The sequence below is a fragment of the Acinetobacter sp. 1424608 genome (assembly GCF_000588255.1).
In the GTDB taxonomy this organism is placed as follows: domain Bacteria; phylum Pseudomonadota; class Gammaproteobacteria; order Pseudomonadales; family Moraxellaceae; genus Acinetobacter; species Acinetobacter nosocomialis.
In genome coordinates, this window is the sequence record NZ_JFXL01000019.1 from 15,087 (window position 1) to 34,573 (window position 19,487).

At 38.9% G+C, this 19,487-nt stretch carries 15 protein-coding genes and 1 tRNA gene; 7 read left to right on the forward strand and 9 right to left on the reverse strand.

The genetic code is table 11. The features are described 5' to 3' along the window. Positions 1-107: 107 nt before the first annotated feature. From pyrC to J678_RS19300, 3 genes are all read left to right on the forward strand, one after another. Positions 108-1,142, forward strand: coding sequence for a dihydroorotase (pyrC, locus tag J678_RS19290; protein WP_001084867.1), 1,035 nt, complete (start codon positions 108-110; stop codon positions 1,140-1,142). Further along, the gene (gene rnt / locus J678_RS19295) at positions 1,127-1,789 is read left to right on the forward strand and encodes a ribonuclease T (RefSeq protein WP_001982681.1); all 663 of its coding nucleotides are present in this window, start codon (positions 1,127-1,129) and stop codon (positions 1,787-1,789) included. Before pyrC ends, rnt begins: the two co-directional genes overlap by 16 nt. Before the next feature lie 18 nt (positions 1,790-1,807). After that, a tRNA-Glu gene (locus tag J678_RS19300) sits at positions 1,808-1,883 on the forward strand. Positions 1,884-1,967: 84 nt separating this feature from the next. Here J678_RS19300 and J678_RS19305 read toward each other — a convergent pair. Continuing rightward, entirely contained in the window at positions 1,968-2,555 is a 588-nt protein-coding gene (locus tag J678_RS19305; protein ID WP_016804588.1) for a DUF2726 domain-containing protein, read from the reverse strand. A 339-nt stretch (positions 2,556-2,894) separates the two neighbouring features. Between J678_RS19305 and J678_RS19310 the strand changes: the two genes are divergently transcribed. Beyond that, entirely contained in the window at positions 2,895-3,578 is a 684-nt protein-coding gene (locus tag J678_RS19310; RefSeq protein ID WP_016804589.1) for a glutathione binding-like protein, read from the forward strand. A gap of 5 nt (positions 3,579-3,583) precedes the next feature. Here J678_RS19310 and J678_RS19315 read toward each other — a convergent pair whose 3' ends face one another. The 6 genes from J678_RS19315 to J678_RS19340 form a co-directional block, all read right to left on the reverse strand. After that, on the reverse strand, positions 3,584-4,828 hold the full coding sequence (locus J678_RS19315) for an NADH:flavin oxidoreductase/NADH oxidase family protein (protein WP_017392664.1): 1,245 nt from the start codon (positions 4,826-4,828) through the stop codon (positions 3,584-3,586). Positions 4,829-5,014: 186 nt separating this feature from the next. Next, the gene (locus J678_RS19320) at positions 5,015-6,604 is read right to left on the reverse strand and encodes an ABC transporter ATP-binding protein (RefSeq protein ID WP_017392665.1); all 1,590 of its coding nucleotides are present in this window, start codon (positions 6,602-6,604) and stop codon (positions 5,015-5,017) included. Further along, a complete protein-coding gene (locus J678_RS19325) occupies positions 6,582-7,592 on the reverse strand; it encodes an ABC transporter permease (protein ID WP_017392666.1) in 1,011 nt (336 codons plus the stop codon). Before J678_RS19325 ends, J678_RS19320 begins: the two co-directional genes overlap by 23 nt. Further along, positions 7,592-8,644, reverse strand: a complete 1,053-nt coding sequence (locus tag J678_RS19330; RefSeq protein ID WP_017392667.1) for a microcin C ABC transporter permease YejB — start codon at positions 8,642-8,644, stop codon at positions 7,592-7,594. Before J678_RS19330 ends, J678_RS19325 begins: the two co-directional genes overlap by 1 nt. Before the next feature lie 29 nt (positions 8,645-8,673). Next, on the reverse strand, positions 8,674-10,509 hold the full coding sequence (locus J678_RS19335) for an extracellular solute-binding protein (RefSeq protein WP_017392668.1): 1,836 nt from the start codon (positions 10,507-10,509) through the stop codon (positions 8,674-8,676). 15 nt (positions 10,510-10,524) lie between these two features. Further along, positions 10,525-13,749 (reverse strand): lytic transglycosylase, encoded by a 3,225-nt coding sequence (locus tag J678_RS19340; RefSeq protein ID WP_017392669.1) that lies wholly within the window; start codon positions 13,747-13,749, stop codon positions 10,525-10,527. Between the two features lie 232 nt (positions 13,750-13,981). Between J678_RS19340 and dnaQ the strand changes: the two genes are divergently transcribed. The 3 genes from dnaQ (at position 13,982) to nudC (ending at position 17,880) form a co-directional block, all read left to right on the forward strand. Next, on the forward strand, positions 13,982-15,361 hold the full coding sequence (gene dnaQ / locus J678_RS19345; RefSeq protein ID WP_002049538.1) for a DNA polymerase III subunit epsilon: 1,380 nt from the start codon (positions 13,982-13,984) through the stop codon (positions 15,359-15,361). 132 nt (positions 15,362-15,493) lie between these two features. Beyond that, positions 15,494-17,137 carry a hypothetical protein gene (locus tag J678_RS19350; RefSeq protein ID WP_017392670.1) on the forward strand — a complete coding sequence of 548 codons (1,644 nt, stop codon included), beginning with the start codon at positions 15,494-15,496 and terminating at the stop codon, positions 17,135-17,137. Beyond that, entirely contained in the window at positions 17,137-17,880 is a 744-nt protein-coding gene (gene nudC, locus J678_RS19355) for an NAD(+) diphosphatase (protein WP_017392671.1), read from the forward strand. Before J678_RS19350 ends, nudC begins: the two co-directional genes overlap by 1 nt. A 24-nt stretch (positions 17,881-17,904) precedes the next feature. Here the strand turns inward: nudC and J678_RS19360 are convergent, their stop codons facing one another. Continuing rightward, complete coding sequence (locus J678_RS19360) at positions 17,905-18,768, reverse strand: alpha/beta hydrolase (RefSeq protein ID WP_017392672.1); 864 nt, start codon at positions 18,766-18,768, stop codon at positions 17,905-17,907. A 3-nt stretch (positions 18,769-18,771) separates the two neighbouring features. Further along, entirely contained in the window at positions 18,772-19,482 is a 711-nt protein-coding gene (locus J678_RS19365) for a BON domain-containing protein (RefSeq protein ID WP_004709989.1), read from the reverse strand. Between the last annotated feature and the right edge of the window lie 5 nt (positions 19,483-19,487).

Below are 19,487 nucleotides of genomic sequence, written 5' to 3' on the forward strand. Positions count from 1 at the left end.
ATTTTTTAAAGCTCCCTGCGCTTTATTTTGCCATTTGTCCGTAATTCTCGTTACCATTTTCACACTTTATCGATTATCATTTGTTTTATTTCGAAGTTTGAACTGCCTTGAACTCTATTACCCTGCTCCAGCCAGATGATTGGCATGCACATTTACGTGATGGTTTAGCATTAAAACGTACTGTTCCAGATTTGGCTAAACAATTCGCCCGCGCGATCTGTATGCCTAACCTTGTACCGCCTGTAAAAACAGTAGAAGAAGCTTTAGCTTATCGCGAGCGCATTCTTGCTCATGTTCCGGAAGGCAATAATTTTGACCCTCGTATGGTGCTTTATTTTACTGACCACACTTCACCAGATGAAGTTCGTAAAATTAAAGAATCAGAACATGTCAATGCGATTAAGCTTTATCCTGCTGGTGCAACCACCAACTCTGACAATGGTGTGAGTGATATTCGCAAAGTTTATGCAGTTATTGAGCAATTAGAAGAGCACCAAGTTCCGTTATTACTTCATGGTGAAGTGACTCACAATCATGTAGATATTTTTGATCGTGAAAAACGCTTCCTAGATGAGGTATTATCACCTTTATTGAAACAGTTCCCTAAACTTAAGGTTGTGCTTGAGCACATCACGACTAGTGATGCAGCACACTTTGTTTTAGAACAAGACCGTAATGTGGCGGCAACAATCACTCCACAACATTTATTATTTAACCGTAATGATATGTTGGTCGGTGGTATTAAACCGCATTTCTACTGTTTACCAATTTTAAAACGTCAAACGCATCAAACAACTTTACTTGAAGTTGCAACAAGCGGTAATCCTAAGTTTTTCTTAGGTACAGACAGCGCACCTCATGCACAAAATGCAAAAGAGAATGCTTGTGGCTGTGCAGGCTGTTATAGTGCACCAAACGCAATTGAGCTTTATGCACAAGCGTTTGATCAAGTCGGTAAATTAGAGCGCCTAGAAGGTTTTGCTAGCCATTTTGGTGCAGACTTCTACGGTCTACCACGTAATACTTCTACCATTACTTTGGTTAAAGAAGATAATCTCGTTCCCGAATCTTTTGATTATTTAGATAATCAAAAAATCATCCCGCTGCATGCCGGGAAAACGCTGCAATGGAGAAAAGTGTGACACAAGAAAATTCTGTCCCGGTCATTGGCCAACGTTTTCGTGGCTTCTTACCTGTTGTTGTCGATGTTGAAACGGCAGGGTTTAATGCCCAGACAGATGCATTGCTAGAAATCGCGTGCATTCCAATTGTGTATGATGCTCAGGGACAATTTGTCCCTGGTCCTGCATTTCATGCACATATTAACCCTTTTGAAGGGGCTAACCTCGATCGTCGTTCGCTCGACTTTATTGGTATTGATCCATTCAACCCAATGCGTATTGCAATGGCTGAAGATGAGCGAACTGCGTTACGTCGTATTTTTAAATCGGTCAATGAAGTTCGTAAACAGCAACATTGTACTCATGCAGTACTCGTAGGCCATAACGCACATTTTGACCTTGGTTTTTTACAAGCAGCGATTGCTCGCTCAGGTACAAAAAACCAAAACCCGTTCCATAGTTTTTCAGTCATGGATACAGTTACTTTAAGTGCAGTAATGTTTGGACAAACAGTGCTTGCAAAAGCATGTATTCAAGCTGGAATTGAGTTCGATGGTAAAGAAGCACACTCTGCTTTATACGATACTCAAAAGACTGCTGAACTGTTTTGCTATATTTTGAACAAACTGTCACCTTACCTCCTTGACAGTTTGGTGGCGGCTTCTTAAGATACCGCCATCCTCAACGTCCCTATCGTCTAGAGGCCTAGGACATCGCCCTTTCACGGCGGTAACCGGGGTTCGAATCCCCGTAGGGACGCCATATTCTTTCTATAAAGAATCATCGCTTCAAATTATTTTATCTCACTTCACATTTTATCCATGAGATAAATTTTTATTTTCAAAATTAAGACTTCAACTTTACTTCATCAATATGTTGAGTGGGTTGTATACTTGGATCATCTTTCTCAATAATTATTGCATCAGCAACTAACTTTGTTTTTGTTAAATCTGGTTCTATTAAAACTTGAGCTAATGAACTTGATGTAATATTAAAATCACGATGTATTTGTACTAGTTCTGGTGTTCGTTTATAACGTATGACTTTAAAGCCTGCTTCGTGAATTAAAGCATCTCGCTCCGCATCAAACTTTTCCTTCCCCTTATGGCTAGAATCATCTAACTCAACAATAGCAACTATATTAAATGCTTTATCCAACACAACAAAATCAGCAACTTTTCGATTAAATAAATTACGCGTCGCGTATCCTTGCGCTGTCATAAAAGCGCTGAAAGCAACTTGCGCTAAAATAATATGTTCAGGCAAAGCTTCCTTTAATTTCATAAAAGTGGGTTGTTCATTCATAGTAATGATAGGTTTTCCCTTGATTGGGGTACGTTTTACATTTCTATTTTTGCTTTCCCCTTTCTTTAAAACACTTAAAATCGCTAATATCATTATGGCTATTAAAAATATGCCAATCATCGCAAACATCGAATTTCCCCTAAATAAATATAAAAACTATTTTGATTTTCAGAAATACTATTAAAAACGGCTAGTTATGCCATCTGCTGTGAAACGATTTTATTCCTTCAGTCGGCTAATATGATAACCCAAAATATAATTGTACATATCAGAGCCAACGGTGTAACACATGTTACTCACTTGGACGATCAAGATCTCATCGGTTTTAAGGCCCATAACTTTACCAGCAGTAATTTCTATGTTTCAGCCCAAAACATTATAAATTTATGATTTATAAATATTTTATTATACTTAAGCTATGTTCTACCCTATACTAAAAATAGATCAAAACTATAATTTGAACATGACATGCAAATTCGATTATTTCATTTACAAAATTCACGCTCTCAACGCATTATTTGGTTTTTAGAAGAATTAGGGCTCAACTATGATCTCATCACTAAATATCATTCGGACGAAGACAAAAATAATAACTCACCGCATCAACTATCAAAATTTCCAACTCTCGAAATTATTGAACAAGAGCAAACTTCAATTTTGGCTGAAACCTCAGCAATTCTAGATTATTTCTCTCATTTACACCCACAACTGAGCCAGAACAATTTACTAAGCCAACAACTTCAAAACTTTTATTATTGGAAGAATTATTGTGAGGCGACATTTATTCCAGATCTGGTACTCAAGCAAATCTTTCACCAAATTGCAGAACGCACGCCTTTTCTGGTCCGTTTCGTTCCTAAGCTTTTAAAATATGGATTTGATCAAGGCTATCTCAATCAATCATTACAAAGACACATGAGCATGATTGATAAACATTTAGAACGTCACTTATGGTTTGCTGGAGATCAGTTTACTACTGCTGATATTTTGATGTGGTTTCCATTATTGGCTTGCTCACCAAATTACAGCCAGTTTAAACATATACAGCGTTATCTGACCCAGATAGAAAACAGACCTGCCTTTAAAAATGCTCTAATTAAAGGTCAATGGTCTGCTTCTACTTTTCAAACTTACTGGGCTATTGCTTGGTGATTTATTTATGCAGACTTACGTGAATTCACGCGTCCCTGAACAACGGCCTTAATATTGCCCTTCGCGTAATTTAAAAACACAATTAAAGGCGATAGTTTTGGATTTGGTTTTTTACCCTGCCCAATTGCTTTAAATTGTGCTGCGTACCAAATAATTTCCATAATCGCCATTTTATCGACAAAAGGTAAACCTGTTTTAATTGGTTTTACGGCATAGCGAACGTCTTGGCCTGCGATTAAACGGTCAGTTAAATCTGTTTCAACAGCAAGTGGACGAGCAATACCAATAAAGTCACATGCCCCACTTGCTAGAGCAGCATTCATGCCTTCTACAGTACGGAAGCCACCTGTCACCATAAGTTTACATTTTACATGCTGACGGATTTTTTCAGCGAAGTCTAAGAAGTATGCTTCACGTGCAATGGTACTTGCTTTACGTTTATCGGCTTTAGCGCCAGCCATTGCAGGTGCTTCATAAGTACCACCTGAAATTTCAATTAAGTCAATCCCAGCTTCATCAACTGCTTTAAATACCGAAATTACATCTTCTTCGCTAATACCACCGCGCTGGAAGTCGGCAGAGTTGAGCTTAACTGAAATAATAAAATTCTCTGAGGTTGCTTCACGTACCGCTTTATAAACTTCTAGTAAAAAGCGAGTACGGTTTTCAACTGAGCCACCCCATTGGTCTGTACGCTTATTGGTTAATGGTGATAAAAACTGGCTAATTAAATATCCATGTGCACCATGTAACTGCACCCCTTCAAAACCTGCTTTCTCACAAATACGGGCAGCTGTTGCAAAGCGTTTAATAATATCTAGAATTTCTTCATGTGTAAGCGCACGTGGCGTACCAAACATAGTCGCTAAAGCTGGGCTAAAAGGAACTGCCGAAGGTGCAACTGTTTCTTTATTTAAGCCTTTAGGGCACTGACGGCCTGGATGAGACAATTGAATGAGCTGTACCATTCCATATTGTTTACCAACCGCTGCCCATTCTTTTAAACGCTCTAGGTCACGCTCGGTTTCAATCACCACCACGCCTGGTTCGTTTTTAGCCTCTACATTGACCATAACATTTCCAGTAATCGCACAGCCCAAACCACCTTTGGCCCATGCACCATACAAACCTAAATGTAAGTCATTTGGCTGCCCCTCATAGTTTGCGAGTGCCTCACTCATTGCACCTTTAATAATTCGGTTTTTAAATGTGGTATTTCGAATTGTGATTGGTTGTGCAATCTGGCTCATGGTTAACCTCTTTTAATATTTTAGAGTAATTACTCTAATTTAGATGAGTTATAGGTCATGTCAAGGGGGTAATCGATAACTGACAATATCACATGTCAAATTTAAAAAACATAAAAAAATGCAACTTTTTGCATTAAAAACAAAAAATATTATTTATTTTTATAAAACAATGTCTTACAAAAATATTTAAAGGCTTGCTGTAATTAATTGCTTGGTATATTCAGTTTTTGGGGTGTTAAATAACTGTTCAGTTAGCTGATATTCAACAACTTTTGCATGTCGTAATACCATCACTTTATGACACAGTGCTTTGACCACATTTAAATCATGACTAATAAAAATATAGCTTAGGTGCTCTGTTTGTTGTAAACGTCGCAATAATTGAATCATGGCTTTTTGAGTCGTTCGATCTAAGGCGGACGTTGGCTCATCTAAAATTAAAAGTTTAGGTTGAACCACTAAAGCTCGTGCTAGAGCAACGCGTTGACGTTGTCCACCCGAAAGCTCGTGCGGATAGCGGTGTTGAAAGTCTTCAGCCAACTCAACTTTTACTAAAGCAGATTTAACTTGCTGTTTGATCTCGTGATCGGCTACAGCTTTCACTTTTAAGCCTTCAGCAATAATCTGCCCTACCGTCATACGCGGGTTTAAACTACCAAATGGGTCTTGGAAAACAATCTGTAAATCTGACCTAATCTTACGCAAAGCTTTTTGTTCTAAGTGGTTTATGTCTTGCCCTAAAAAGATAATTTGCCCCTCACTTTTAATTAATCGAACCAGAGCCAAAGCCAATGAGGTTTTACCCGAACCACTCTCCCCCACAACGCCTAATGCTTCGCCTTGGGCAAGCTCAAAGCTTACATTTTCAATAGCAGTGGTATAACCCTGAATGCGGTTAAAGAAACCACGTCGTATTGGATATTTAACATTGAGTTGTTGAACAGATAAAATGTTATGACTGATTGAAGGCTGCTCAGCAAAACCAAGATCATGATCTAATAATTGCTGGGTATAAGTTGAAGTTGGGTGTTCAAAAATCTGTTGAAGCTGACCTTGCTCTACAACTTGTCCTCCGTGTAATACAATCAGCTCATTAGCATAACGGCGTACCAAATTTAAATCATGACTAATCAAAATTAGCGCCATGCCATATTTACTTTGCAAAGACCTCAGTAACTCTAAAATTTGCGTCTGTAAAATCACATCAAGCGCAGTGGTTGGTTCATCTGCAATTAAAATTTTAGGTCGAAGCGCTAGCGCAGCCGCAATCATTATCCGCTGTTTTTGTCCACCCGAAAGCTCATGCGAATAGCGTTTTAAAATATGCTTTGGATTAGTAATTCCTACGTCTTTTAATAATTGAATTACCTGCTGCTGAGCTTTTGCTTTTGACCAACCTTGTAAAATGAAATGTTCACCGACAATTTTTTCAACACGATGCAATGGGTTTAAAGCCGTAGAAGGCTCCTGAAAAATCATGGCAATTTGGCGGCCACGTATATGTGTTTTTGTCTCTTCATCTGTTTCTAAAATATTTTTTGAATCAATAATAATACGACCAGATGTTTTTAATTTTTCTGGTAATAACCCCATCATCGCCAAACAGCTTATTGTTTTACCTGAACCGCTCTCACCTACAATTGCAAGCGTATCTCCAGCTTGTAAGTGTAGATTGAGACCCTCCAATAAAGGCTGATCTTGCATAAAGATTGAAAGGTTTTCTATTTTTAGCAAGGTAGTACGTGAACTTAAATTACTTTCTTGGGTCAAATGCATCGCGTGCCGCCTCCCCAATATAAATTAATAATGACAACACAAAAGCTAAGCTAAAAAAGCCCGATAAAGCCAACCACGGTGCATCTAAGTTATTTTTACCTTGCAACAACAACTCACCTAAAGAGGCAGCATCTGGCGGTAAACCATAGCCCAAGAAATCGAGTGCGGTTAAAGCAATAATATTAGTAGTTAAAATAAAAGGTAATTGCGACAGGCTAGAACTTATGGCATTTGGCAAAATGTGCTTAAAGATAATTGCTCTATCAGTTACACCTAAAGCCTGAGCCGCACGCACATAGTCAAGTTGACGCGCTTTTAAAAATTCAGCACGGACAATTCCCACAAGTACGGTCCAGCTAAAGAACAGCATAATAAAAAATAGCCAATATACATTTGGGGTAAACATGCTGACCAAAATCATGACCATAAACAGCATGGGTAAACCATTCCAGACTTCTACCAGTCGTTGTCCCAGCAAATCGACCCAGCCACCATAGTAGCCTTGTATAGCACCCACAAAAATGCCCAGTAGTGCTGCACAAGCTGTTAAAACTAAACCAAAAAGTAATGAAACTCTAAGTCCATAAAGAATACGTGCCAGTACGTCTCGTCCTTGGTCATCTGTCCCTAACCAGTTCTGCTTAGAAGGTGGCGATGGCACAGGTACAGCTAAGTCTAAATTAGGTGTCTGATAAGAAAATTGAATGAGCGGCCAAATCGCCCAACCTTTATGGTTAATAAGTTTTTGTACAGCAGGGTCTTTATAATCTGCTTCTGTTTCAAACACACCACCAAAAGTGGTTTCGGGATATGTTTTAACGACAGGCAAATAATAAGCATCCTCATATTTCACCAACAATGGTTTGTCGTTAGCAATGAGTTCAGCACCCAAGGACATCACTAAAATGAGGCTAAACAAGATAAAGCTTGCCCACCCTAATTTATGTTGCCTAAACTTTTGTAGTCGTGATCGCACAATAAAAGACATTATTTGCCTCCTTGTGCATCAAAGTGAATACGTGGATCAATCCATTGATACAGTACATCGCAAATAAGACGTAAAAGCAGGCTAAAAAGCGTGAAGAAAAACAATACGCCAAAAATAACCGGATAGTCTCGCTGAACAATTGCTTCAAAGCCCAACAAACCCACACCGTCTAGGTGAAAAATAATTTCAATAAAAAGATTTCCCACAAAGAAAATGCCTGCTAAAGCCTCAGGCAATCCAGCAAGAACCACTAAAATGGCATTACGGAATACATGTTTATATAAGACTTGCTGGCTATTTAAACCTTTTGCATAAGCTGCCAAGACATAAGGTTTATTGAGTTCTTCTAAAAATGAATACTTAGTTAAATAAGTTAGGCTCGCAAAACCACCTAAGACCATCGTAATAAGTGGCAAAGTCATATGCCATAAATAGTCCGTAATTTTTCCAAAAAAACTCAATTGATGAAAGTTATCTGATACCAGGCTTTGCAATGGAAACCAGTGAAAATATGACCCACCCGCAAAAAAGACAATAAGTAATATAGCAAATACAAAACTTGGCACTGCATAACCCACTACGAGTAACAATGAAGTAGAGCGGTCAAACCAAGAACCTTGTTGTTTCGCTTTTTTAATTCCAAGTGGAATTGAAATAAGATAAATCAGCAAAGTGCTCCATAGCCCAATCGAGATCGACACAGGCATTTTTTCCCAAAGCAACTCAACTACTGGTTTATCTTTAAAAAAGCTTTGTCCAAAGTCTAAAGTCAAATAGCCCTTTAACATCAGTAAAAAACGTTCTACTGGAGGATGGTCAAAACCGTATTGTGCTTTAATTTGCTCTACCATTTCGGGGCTTAATCCTTTAGCACCCTGATAGTACATTTCAGTACCTAATATCCGCCCTGCTCCTACGCCACTTTCTACCTCATGGATTGCTTGTTCTACAGGTCCACCCGGCGCAATTTGCACGACCACAAAGTTGATCAATAAAATAATGAACAACGTTGGAATCATTAAAAGAAGTCGCTTAAGAATATATGAACCCATATAACAGGATTTCCTTTAGATACGTGCTTTTATTGTTGATGTAAATATTGGGCAACTTTCTTAGCTTGGTTTGGATTACTCCACCAATACTCTATACCAGCCGAGAGTACGGGTTTCACTTTAGGTTGCTGATACATATTCCAGTACGCATACCAATAATCCCCTTTCCCATAAGTCGGGATCTGGTAATATCCTGCGCGAAGCAATCGGTCGAGAACATGAGTATAAGTGATTTGCTGATCACGGTCTTTGGCAGTCACCAGTTTTGAAATGACTTCATCAATAACCGGATTACGAATACCAGCGTAGTTATAGTTGCCATCTTGAACTGCTGCGGCACTTCCCCAGAACTGAGCCTGTTCATTGCCCGGATTTAAAGATTGCGGCAAATTCATCGTAGTCATGTCAAAGTCATAACGGCGTGTACGCTCTAAATATTGCGGCGCATCAACCTGCCGTAAATTAATATTAATTCCTAATTTTTTTAAATTTCTTACAAATGGCATCAGTGTTCTTTGTTTGCCATCTTGCTGAATGAGGAACTCAATTTTTACAGGCTGGCCTTCAGGAGTATATAACTGCCCTTCTTTAATTTTATAGCCTGCTTGAATGAGTAATTGTCTTGCGATTAATAAGTTTTGACGGTTAAAACCACTGGCATCCGAGACAGGATATTTCCAGTCTGTCAAAACAGCTTTTTGCATGACTGGAGAAAGCTTTGGCAAAAGAGGCTTTAATATGGCCAACTCATTGTTTGAAGGACGACCTGTTGCTGCCAACTCACTATTTTCAAAATAACTTTGTAGTCTTTGATATTGTCCATAAAACAAAGCTTTATTTTGCCATTCAAAGTCATAGGCATAGGTTAAGGCTTGTCTAAAGCGAATATCGTTTAAAGGTTTTCGTCGTGTGTTAAACACATAACTTTCAGTTGCAATCGGATTATGGTGTCTAAACTTATATAGCGTGATTAAACCTGATTTTACCGCTGGAAACTTGTAGTCAGTGACCCATTTTTTAGGATTAGTTTCTTCATGCAAGGTATATTGCCCAGATTTAAAACCTTCGAATGCAATATCCCAATTGCGGTAATAAACATATTTCAAATGGTCGAAGTTATAGCGCCCTTTATTAATAGGCAAATCTTTTGCCCAATAATTCGGATTACGTTTATAACTAATACTTCGACCTGCATCAATTTTCTCAACCACGTAAGGCCCTGAACCTATAATCGGTTGCAAAGTAATACGAGTAAAGTCACGGTTCTGCCAGTCTGCTTTTGAGTAAATCGGTAAGCTCGCCACAACAAATGGCATTTTTGGATTATGGCTAGACTTAAAAGTGAATTTAACTTGATGAGGATTTATAACTTCTGTTTTTCCCAAGTCTGCAAGATACATTTGCAGGCCAAAATTAGATTTGGTTTGATAGGTATCAAAGCTAAATTTTACATCCGTTGCTGTTAAAGTTTGTCCATTACTAAAGCGTGCTTTTGGATTTAAATAGAAGGTAATCGATTGCATTCTTTCTGGATCATAGGAAACTCTCTCGGCTAAAAGTGGGTATAAAACTCCAACTTCATCGAGTGACTGAGTCATTAAAGTATCAAAAAGATAATTTACTCCTTCTGTCGCGTTCCCCTTACCGTTCATGCTGTTTAAATTATCAAAAGTCCCTTGCGCAGCCCGACTCAATACTCCACCTTTTGGTGCATTCGGATTGGCATAAGGCATTGCAGCCCTTGTTAAATATTTAGGCTTAGAGTGAATTGCGATATAAGGCGTGATTTGCTGTGCAGAGAATACAACTTGTGAAAAGACACTGAGCCCGACTAGCAGGCTCAGTTGAGGATATAACTTTTGCATAAAGTTCTAATTATTCTATAAATTAGGCACTTTAATAATATCGCCAATACGTAATTGAGTCGACGGTGTTAAGTTATTGAGTTCCGCCAGTAAAGTAGTTTCTAAACCATATTTACTTGCAAGACCAATTAAAGTATCACCACGTTTAACTTTGTATTCCACAACAGTTTTTGGAATTACAATATTTTGTCCGCGCTGTAAGTTTGCATTTGCTTTTAATGCATTCATTTCAGCAAGTTCACGAACTGAAATACCTGCACGGCTTGCAATCGTATGTAACGACTCGCCAGCTTTAACCGTATACTTTTCAGTATTTTTTCCGGCTGCAACAGGTTTAGCTGCTGATTTCGCCGTATCAACTTTTGCTGTTTCTAGTGGTGGCACATCACCTGTTAATTTTAAACGTTGACCAACACGAACATTACTGTTACGAGATAAACCATTCAATGAGGCAAGGTAATCTAACTGCAAATGATAGCGGTTGGCGATATTCCCTAAGCTATCACCAGATTTGACCGTATAAGTCTCTGGCGTTTCTTCTTTGGTATTTTTAGTCGTCGCCTTGTTCGGCGTTTCAACCTCACCTGTCAATTTTAAACGCTGACCAGCACGAACACCTGCTGTGCGAGATAAACCATTTAAATCAGCCAAATAACTGGTTTGTAAGTTATATTTAGCTGCAATCGCATGCAAGCTATCGCCAGATTGAACAACATAGTGATCTGGAACACTTACACCAGCAGGTACTTTTAAGTTTTGACCAAGCTGCACATGGCTATTGGCTTTTAAGTTATTTAGTTCAGCAAGTTCAGCTAGGCTAATTTTAGACTTGGTCGCGATACTTGATAATGTATCACCACGCTGCACTTTATAGCTTTCAGTCTTATACGACGGTCCTGCTGCAAGTTTTTCATATTTACCAGAAGCTTTGTTATCATCAACTTCATCGACAGTAACTTCTTTTGCAGGTACATTGATTTTCTGACCAACCATTAAGTTACTACCAGCCGACAATCCTGGCGTTAGCTCTGCTAATTCTTGGTTAGATAATGCGTAACGATCTGCAATTAACTTCAAATATTCGCCGCGTTTAACTGTATAGCTTTTTGTTGCAATACGACGTGTACTTGCCTGAACTGCTTTAGGTTGTTCTGCTTTAGCAGAAGTACGGTTGCCTTTAGGCTCTTTTAAATGCAACTTTTGGCCAACAAATAGACCATCGCTTACCGATAAATCGTTGTATTCAGCAAGCTGTTTCACAGACAAATTAAATTGATTTGCCACTCCCGTTAAGCTGTCATTTGTTTGAACAACATATACATCAGGTTTAGCTGCCGATTTTGCAGTAGATTCAACCTCTTGCGGTTTAGCATCATACAAATACAGGCTAGTTCCTACAAATAATGTCTTTTCAGGATCAATCTGGTTCCACTTAGCGACATCGCGCCAGTTCACACCATTTTTCATTGCAATAATTGCTAATGTATCACCCGGTTGTACGGTATAGGTACTACGCTTACCTTTAGGCTGTACAACAACAACATCAGTATCCGTTTTAATGTAAGGCTTATCTTTATTACGCTGACCATCTTCAGAGTTCGCAACACTTGCATCTTCAGCTAAAGTTTTTGGGTAAGCAAAGCCTTTACTTAACTCTTTACCTTGCTGTTCAGCAACTGACAAACTCGTTTGAATCGCAGTTAGCTTAATTTTACCGTCATAAGGATCAACAATTTCGGTACCTTGCGGTGCAATTGCTTTTAGTTCGGCAACCACTTGGTCTTTTTCAGCTTGTGTAGCTTGCGGCTGTAAAGCTTGCTCAACTGTTTCCTTCTCACCTTCAGCACGAACTGCCGCTAAAATTTTCTCACGCTCAACTGCTGAAATTGGTGGTTCTGTTCTTACAGGTTTTACATTGGTCGCAGGTGTGACTGCAACGGGAATACGCGGTGCACTCGGTACATCAGCTGAGGCAGCAAAAGCCGCTAAAGCATCAGATCCACGAGGTGTAGAAGTTTTTACCGTTACAGAGCTACCGGTTGTTTTGGTAGGTGTAGTTGGTCTTACAGGCTGAACCTGCGTCGCCGGTGTAGTTTTAACAGTAACTGAAGTTGAGGTAGTTGTAGTTGGTTTAGATGGAGATGTGACATTTGCCCACCAACCTGAACTGCTACCACCAGCTTTCATGGCTTTTAATTTGTTATCAACTGACGGGCTTACATCAGCTGGAATTAAAATACGCATTGGGCTTGCAGGGTCTACTGTTTCACCACGATAGCCTGGGTTTAATGCATATAGCTCAGCACGGCTAAGACCAGTTACTGATGCAATTTCATTTAAAGACAATGGTGCAGATAACGTGACTTCACGGAAATGGGGTCTGTTTGCAATCGGCGGTAATGAAACCCCATAAGCACGCGGATTTTTAATAATTTGAGCAACTGCCAAGAAACGTGGAACATAGTTCATGGTTTCTTGCGGAAGTTTTAATGACCAGTAGTCCGTTGGTAGACCAGCAGCCTGATTTCGGTTAATCGCTTGTTGAATACGTCCTGGACCAGCGTTATAAGCTGCTAAAGCCAACTCCCATGAACCAAACTGGTTATATAAGCTTCCTAAAAACTCATACGCAGCTCGTGTAGATTCAACAACATCACGACGACCATCGTACATACCCGTTTGTTGTAAACCATAAATACGACCAGTACTTGGAATAAACTGCCATAAGCCCGCTGCTGCTGCACTACTTGTTGCAGCAGGGTCATATGAACTTTCAATCACGGGTAATAATGCAAGTTCGGTTGGAAGACCACGGCGTTCTGCTTCTTTCACAGTATGATATAAATAACGACTTGCGCGAGCACTTAAACGGTCAAGGTAGGGCTGACGTGAGATAAACCAACTACGCTGCGCTTCAATGCGTGGATCCCAATGATTGAGGTCCATTTTGAATCCTACAGCCATACGCTTCCAGACGTCACCGTGTTTTAAAATAAGTAAACGGTCGCCTTCTACAGCACGCATATCCGTTGCTGAAAGTAAATCTTCTAACGAGTCCAGACTGCTTGCATCAAGATAGCCTGCTCCACTGACCTGTTTTGTTTTCGAGGTTTTTGCAGATTGCGGAGTCGAAGAACAGCCTGTTGTAATACCCAACGCAGCTAAAGCAGAGCTAAGTACTGTAATTTTGAATAATGATGCTGCAGATGGCTGCCACACAAATGTGGTTGGTTTATACATAAAAACTTCCAAACAACTCGCGTAATATTTCTTGGGGTCTGCCCACAAACCCTAGGTCTTCGATGCCATTGTAGTAAAGCATGCAAGATAGACAAGGCAATAATTTAATGTCATTTGCATGGAAATGTTACAAGAAATTAAAAAAAGCTTGCTTTGTAACGATGGAACCGAACTTTTTGCGTATACAATACACCATATTCAGTTCTTTTTCTTTCAGTTTAGGTTTCGATTTATGTCTCAAACAATCACACTGTATGTTGATGGTGCATGTCGTGGCAATCCCGGTTTAGGTGGTTGGGGTGCATATGTCATTACCGAACAGGGTGAACATAAATTATTTGGCGGCGAACCCGACACAACCAATAACCGTATGGAACTTACTGCGGCTATTGAAGGAATTTCTTTTTGCCCTCCTGATGCACAATTAATTGTCTGGACAGACTCGAATTATGTAAAGCAAGGCATTACAGAATGGATTCATGGCTGGAAAAAGAAAAATTGGAAAGATGTTAAAAATCCTGACCTATGGCAAAAACTTGATGCTGTTTGCGCAGGTAGAAATATTGAGTGGAACTGGATTAAAGGCCATGCAGGACATCCTGGCAATGAAATGGCAGACCAACTTGCAAATTTAGGTGCAGATAAAACAGCTCAAGAACTCAAGCAACCACAGTCTGTCGCTGCACCGCAAGATATAAAAAAGCCTGAACAGGACTGGTTGCTAGATGACCCTTTCGGGTTTGATCTGGTTGAAACAAGCGAAGATGAAGATGTGGCTCTTGAACCATCACAAGAAGTTGAGATGAATACTTTAGACGAAGAAGTAAATGAGATTGAAGCTGTAGAGCAAGAAACAAAGCAACAAAGTAGCAATATTCATCCTCAAATTGTTGTTACCGAAGCAAAGCTTAAATTACAAGGCCCTCGTCAGCTCATTCTCGATACTGAAACGACTGGTTTTTATTTCCAAGATGGCGACCGTATTATTGAAGTCGGCGCAATCGAAATGATTAACCGTAAGCTTACAGGCAGTTCGATTCATATTTATATTAACCCTGAAAAACCAGTGGGTGAGTCAGAAAACATTCACGGTATCAGTGATGATTTCTTAAAAGATAAACCTGTCTATGCGGACATTGCAGATACTTTATTTGAGTATCTAAAGGGTGCAGAAATTATCGCTCATAACGCAACCTTCGATATGAACTTCCTAGATATGGAGTTTAGACGTGTTGGGTTACCTGCTCTTTCAGAAGTTTGTGAAGTTACCGATACTTTAGCTTTAGCCAAAAATAAGCATCCTGGACAGAAAAACTCACTTGATGCCTTAGTTAGACGTTATGAAATTCCAGCGCGTGACCGTACTTTCCACGGTGCGTTACTCGATGCTGAAATTCTTTCTGATGTTTACCTGGCAATGACTGGTGGTCAAGTTTCCTTTGATATGGATGCGCTCTCTCAAAGCGAAAGTGATCAACAAAAAACAACCAAAGCTAGAATTCAAATTGATTTACCCGTTATTTACCCTTCAGATGAAGAGTTGAACATACATGAGACTTGGGTCAAAGAATTTGAGAAAAAACATGGAGAACCTTGCCTTTTTGCAAAATAAATTTTTGATTCTCTAATGTTTTTTTAGTTTCCCCTTTTGCAAGTTAAGTTATATTAGTCGTATAGATTTTTAGCTCAAAATATTGAGCCATGACGAATATAACAATTGATTTTTTTGCAAAGGGGAATTTTTATGTCTGAGCATAATTCGATTCAATTTGATCCAACAGCGTTACTTATTATCAAGAATGAAATTGATAACTCAATAAAACTGGTGGAAGGTGCTGTAAGTACATTAATTGAAGAGCAGGCTCTCCCTTTTGGTATTGATGATGCATTAGAACAATTTAAACAATGCACTCAAGTATTACGCCTCATTGATATCCCCTATTTAGCAAAAATCACTCAATATTCAACCGAGTTGATGCAAAAAATTATGGCTAAGCCCGAACACATCAACACCGATGAGGTTGTTGCTCTAAGTGAAGGCACGACTATGGTGAAACGCTATATTGAGTTTATTTGTTTACGTGAAGTTGAAGTCCCTCAGTTTCTTTTGGACACTCTAAACAATTTAGAAAAAGCCTTAAACAAGCCATTAACCTCATCTGGCCAGCAGATTGCTTCAAACCTTACAACAACTTCACTTGAGTTACCGTTACCCGATGTGCTCATCAATGAAAAAACTCAATTTATCCATCAGCTTTATAAATTATCTTTGCATCAGTTTTTAAATAAAACTGAAAGTGCTCGAGACTTTCAGGCATTCAAACTTGTTGGTAGCTATTTAATCAGTATGGCTCATGGTCAACCAAGCCAACAATATTGGCAATTAGTGAACTCCGCCTTTAATCATATTGATGAACTTGTTTTAAATGATGCTCGCTTACGTGTATTGATTAATCTTGAAAATGCTATAGGCCTATTTTTAGCATCGCCAGAAAGCTTTGAAGCAAAATTAACTGCATTAGCAGATATCATCAGTATTGTAATTGGACAAGAAGATCACCTCGCAAAGCAAATTCGTGGGCAACTAAACATTGGTCATGAGTTTCTCACCGACACTCAACTTAAAGCACTGAGCCAACATTTGTATGGACCAGACTTTGATACCATGCAAACGGTCAGTCAATTAATCTTAAGCGAAATGAATAAAGTTCGTAATGATATTGAATATAACTACCAAAACATGTCGCCAGAAAAGGCTCAGCAACTTCAAAGCAGCCTTATGCAACTTGCTCATACTTTTAAATTACTTAACTTAAATGAAGCTGCTTCAGAGCTTTCCCAACAAGCCAGCAGTTTAAGTCAAATCAATATATTGAGTAATGAAAACTATGCTCAGCAGCTCATGAAGAGCATTTTATCTGCTATGAACGCTATTGGTATTTTAGTACGCCATTATTCATCGAACCGTCTACAAATTCGTGTGAACAACACTAATATTTCTTTAGATCGTTTAGATGAAGCACATGAAATGTTATTAAATGAGACAAAAAATTTAATCGATTTTGTATGCCAAAGTTTGACTTTATATGCCAACGATCAAACTCAAAATATTGAAGCGATTGCAGGCTCATTAAAAGAATTGGCTGGCGCGGCTGAATTTTTAGGAAGTACGGTTCAACAAAATGCTTTGCTTGAAACTGCTAAATTTGTACAGCAGCAAATCGAACAGAACCAACCTTTTAGTCATGACCAGATTCATTGTATTTTTAACGTATTAGCTGGACTAGATATGTTAGTTGACAATTTAAAAAATAAACAGCCTGTTCTACAATCCATGTTTGATGTAGCATTGCTAAGTAGTCAACAACTTCAAAAAAAGGCAGCTTAATGTCTGAATTATCACTTGCTTATATTTTTCATCACCAACAATTATTGGTTGACCAAAACTTCCAATTACCCAAAGTCGAAAAGTTAGCAAGTGATCTGCTTTTCACTCATGACGAACAGGTCATTGCACGTGACCTGCTGAGTGAAGAAGCTATACCAGAAGGTCTGCAACTCGTTCCAATTCGTCAACTTATTTCCAACTGGTCAAAAGAGCAATTTTTACAGGCAAGTCGTGCTGTACAGTTGCTCGAATGGCGACGTAATCACAAATTTTGTAGCCACTGTGGACACGCTACCGAAGTCCACTCAACCGAATATGCAATGGTATGCCCTGCTTGTGGTTATCATCAGTACCCTCGCGTAAACCCATGCATCATTACTATCATTACTAAAGGTGATGATGAAATCTTATTAGCAAAATCAATTCACAATAAAACTAACATGTATGGTTTGATTGCAGGTTTTGTCGAAGTTGGCGAAACTCTTGAAGAAGCTGTTCAACGCGAAGCTTTAGAAGAAGTGGGCCTTAAACTTAAAAATATTCAATATATGTCAAGCCAGCCTTGGCCATTTCCAAGTAATCTTATGATTGCATTTAAAGCTGAATATGAGTCAGGCGAGATTTCTTTGCAGGAAGATGAAATTGCCGATGCACAATTCTTTAAATTTGATCAGCTTCCTGAAATTCCATTTAAAGGCAGTATTGCACACGCAATGATTACGCAGATTACTCAAGCGAAGTAATCTGCGCGCTCTCAAACAGATGTTTTAGAATACTTCATCAAGAAAGTGCAAAATGGTTCGTTTTGTTCTGAAGTAGTGACTTACAAAACTCGATAGACTGGCCAAAATCGTTATATGGCCAGTTTTAGGGATAATAGCAATATGGCTATGATTTCCCTTCTCTCTAAGGGCTTGATCCATATCCAAAGTATTATGTTGCTTTACGAGCTGATCATTTTCAGCCATGAGTAGATAATGCTTAATATTATTTTGATTTACAAAATAATAAGGCATCACCTCTTTATAAGAAACACCTTGATCAAAAGCATCTTCAGCAAGCGGATCACCCTTATAATCAAAATGATACGGACCAGCTAATCCGACTATTGCCTTAATTTTCCCTAAACATTCAATCTTAGGTGAGTCAGGGTGATAAACAGCCGACATTACATTAAATGCACCTGCCGAATGTCCCATAAGCACAACATTCTCAGTCGAGATTTCGTGTTTTTCCTGATTTTGATGCAAATAATTTAACGCTTGCGTTAAGTCATCTACATAACTTGGAAAAATATTTTTTGGCGCAAGTTGATAGTTAATGACAGCAACGTCATAACCTTCTTTTGTAAATGCTTCGCCAATAAATAAATAGTCTCGTTTATTACCATGTTGCCAAGCACCACCGTGTACAAAAACAATGAGTGGTCGATGAGCTAAGCGTTTAGTAGAACGATAAATATCTAGACGATGGCGAGGCTTTAAGCCATAACGCACATTTAAAACCTGCTCAAAACCATCTTTTGGTGTAAAACGGTTTAAAGCAAAGCTCCCCAAATCATACAGGCGGAACTCTTTATAAAGAGTTCTCGCCTGCTCAATTTTACTTTGTAATTGTTCAATCAGGTTCATATTTTATTGTGCAGTAGATGATGCTGGATCTGTCTGGTCCGGATCAATTGCAACAGGAGTTTGAACTGTTGGTTGAGCAAGAACATTATTAATTACCGGCGTAGTTGTTGTGTTGCCAGTCGATGCTGCCGGAGCAGGCGCTAAATCAATGTTATCAATAAGCGTTACAATCTTAGTCACGTTACCGACATTTTGCAGCACATTGTTTAAGTCATTAATTTCAGCTGTGTTTAAACGACCCATTACATATAAAACACCATCCTCGGTATGGACAAGTACTTTACTGTCCGATACAACTGGCGCTTTCATTAATAAAGCACGTGTATTTGCGGTTACCCCAGCATCTTGCATGATCGTGTTATAGCTTACTTTGTTACCCACTGTAATATAGTTATGTACAGCTTTCACATCACTCATGGCTTTAACGTTATCTTCTGCCAACTGTTTCAAGTATGGGTCTGGCACCTGACCAGTTAACAATACTGTGCTATGGAAGCTTTCGATGTTAATACGAGATTGTTTAAAACGCTGATCAAGCTTATAGAGGTTAATATTCGCTGTACGCTTAATTGAAGAATCAATAAATACTTGGCCTAAGCTACGTACACCACTATCTGTTCCAACTGGAGCTGTACCTGTTCCACCAGAAATAAAACTTGCGCAACCTGACAAACTTGCGACACAAAGCGCTGTTACAGCAATACGTTTCAACACTCCAC

Excerpts from the sequence above, each read along its gene's own strand:
- J678_RS19310 (WP_016804589.1), top strand. The coding sequence starts at position 2,895 with ATGCAAATTCGATTATTTCATTTACAAAATTCACGCTCTCAACGCATT.
- J678_RS19325 (WP_017392666.1), bottom strand. The coding sequence starts at position 7,592 with ATGTCTTTTATTGTGCGATCACGACTACAAAAGTTTAGGCAACATAAA.
- J678_RS19340 (WP_017392669.1), bottom strand. The coding sequence starts at position 13,749 with ATGTATAAACCAACCACATTTGTGTGGCAGCCATCTGCAGCATCATTA.
- nudC (WP_017392671.1), top strand. The coding sequence starts at position 17,137 with ATGTCTGAATTATCACTTGCTTATATTTTTCATCACCAACAATTATTG.
- J678_RS19330 (WP_017392667.1), bottom strand. The coding sequence starts at position 8,644 with ATGGGTTCATATATTCTTAAGCGACTTCTTTTAATGATTCCAACGTTG.
- J678_RS19320 (WP_017392665.1), bottom strand. The coding sequence starts at position 6,604 with ATGCATTTGACCCAAGAAAGTAATTTAAGTTCACGTACTACCTTGCTA.
- rnt (WP_001982681.1), top strand. The coding sequence starts at position 1,127 with ATGGAGAAAAGTGTGACACAAGAAAATTCTGTCCCGGTCATTGGCCAA.
- J678_RS19315 (WP_017392664.1), bottom strand. The coding sequence starts at position 4,828 with ATGAGCCAGATTGCACAACCAATCACAATTCGAAATACCACATTTAAA.
- J678_RS19305 (WP_016804588.1), bottom strand. The coding sequence starts at position 2,555 with ATGTTTGCGATGATTGGCATATTTTTAATAGCCATAATGATATTAGCG.
- J678_RS19335 (WP_017392668.1), bottom strand. The coding sequence starts at position 10,509 with ATGCAAAAGTTATATCCTCAACTGAGCCTGCTAGTCGGGCTCAGTGTC.
- J678_RS19360 (WP_017392672.1), bottom strand. The coding sequence starts at position 18,768 with ATGAACCTGATTGAACAATTACAAAGTAAAATTGAGCAGGCGAGAACT.
- J678_RS19350 (WP_017392670.1), top strand. The coding sequence starts at position 15,494 with ATGTCTGAGCATAATTCGATTCAATTTGATCCAACAGCGTTACTTATT.
- dnaQ (WP_002049538.1), top strand. The coding sequence starts at position 13,982 with ATGTCTCAAACAATCACACTGTATGTTGATGGTGCATGTCGTGGCAAT.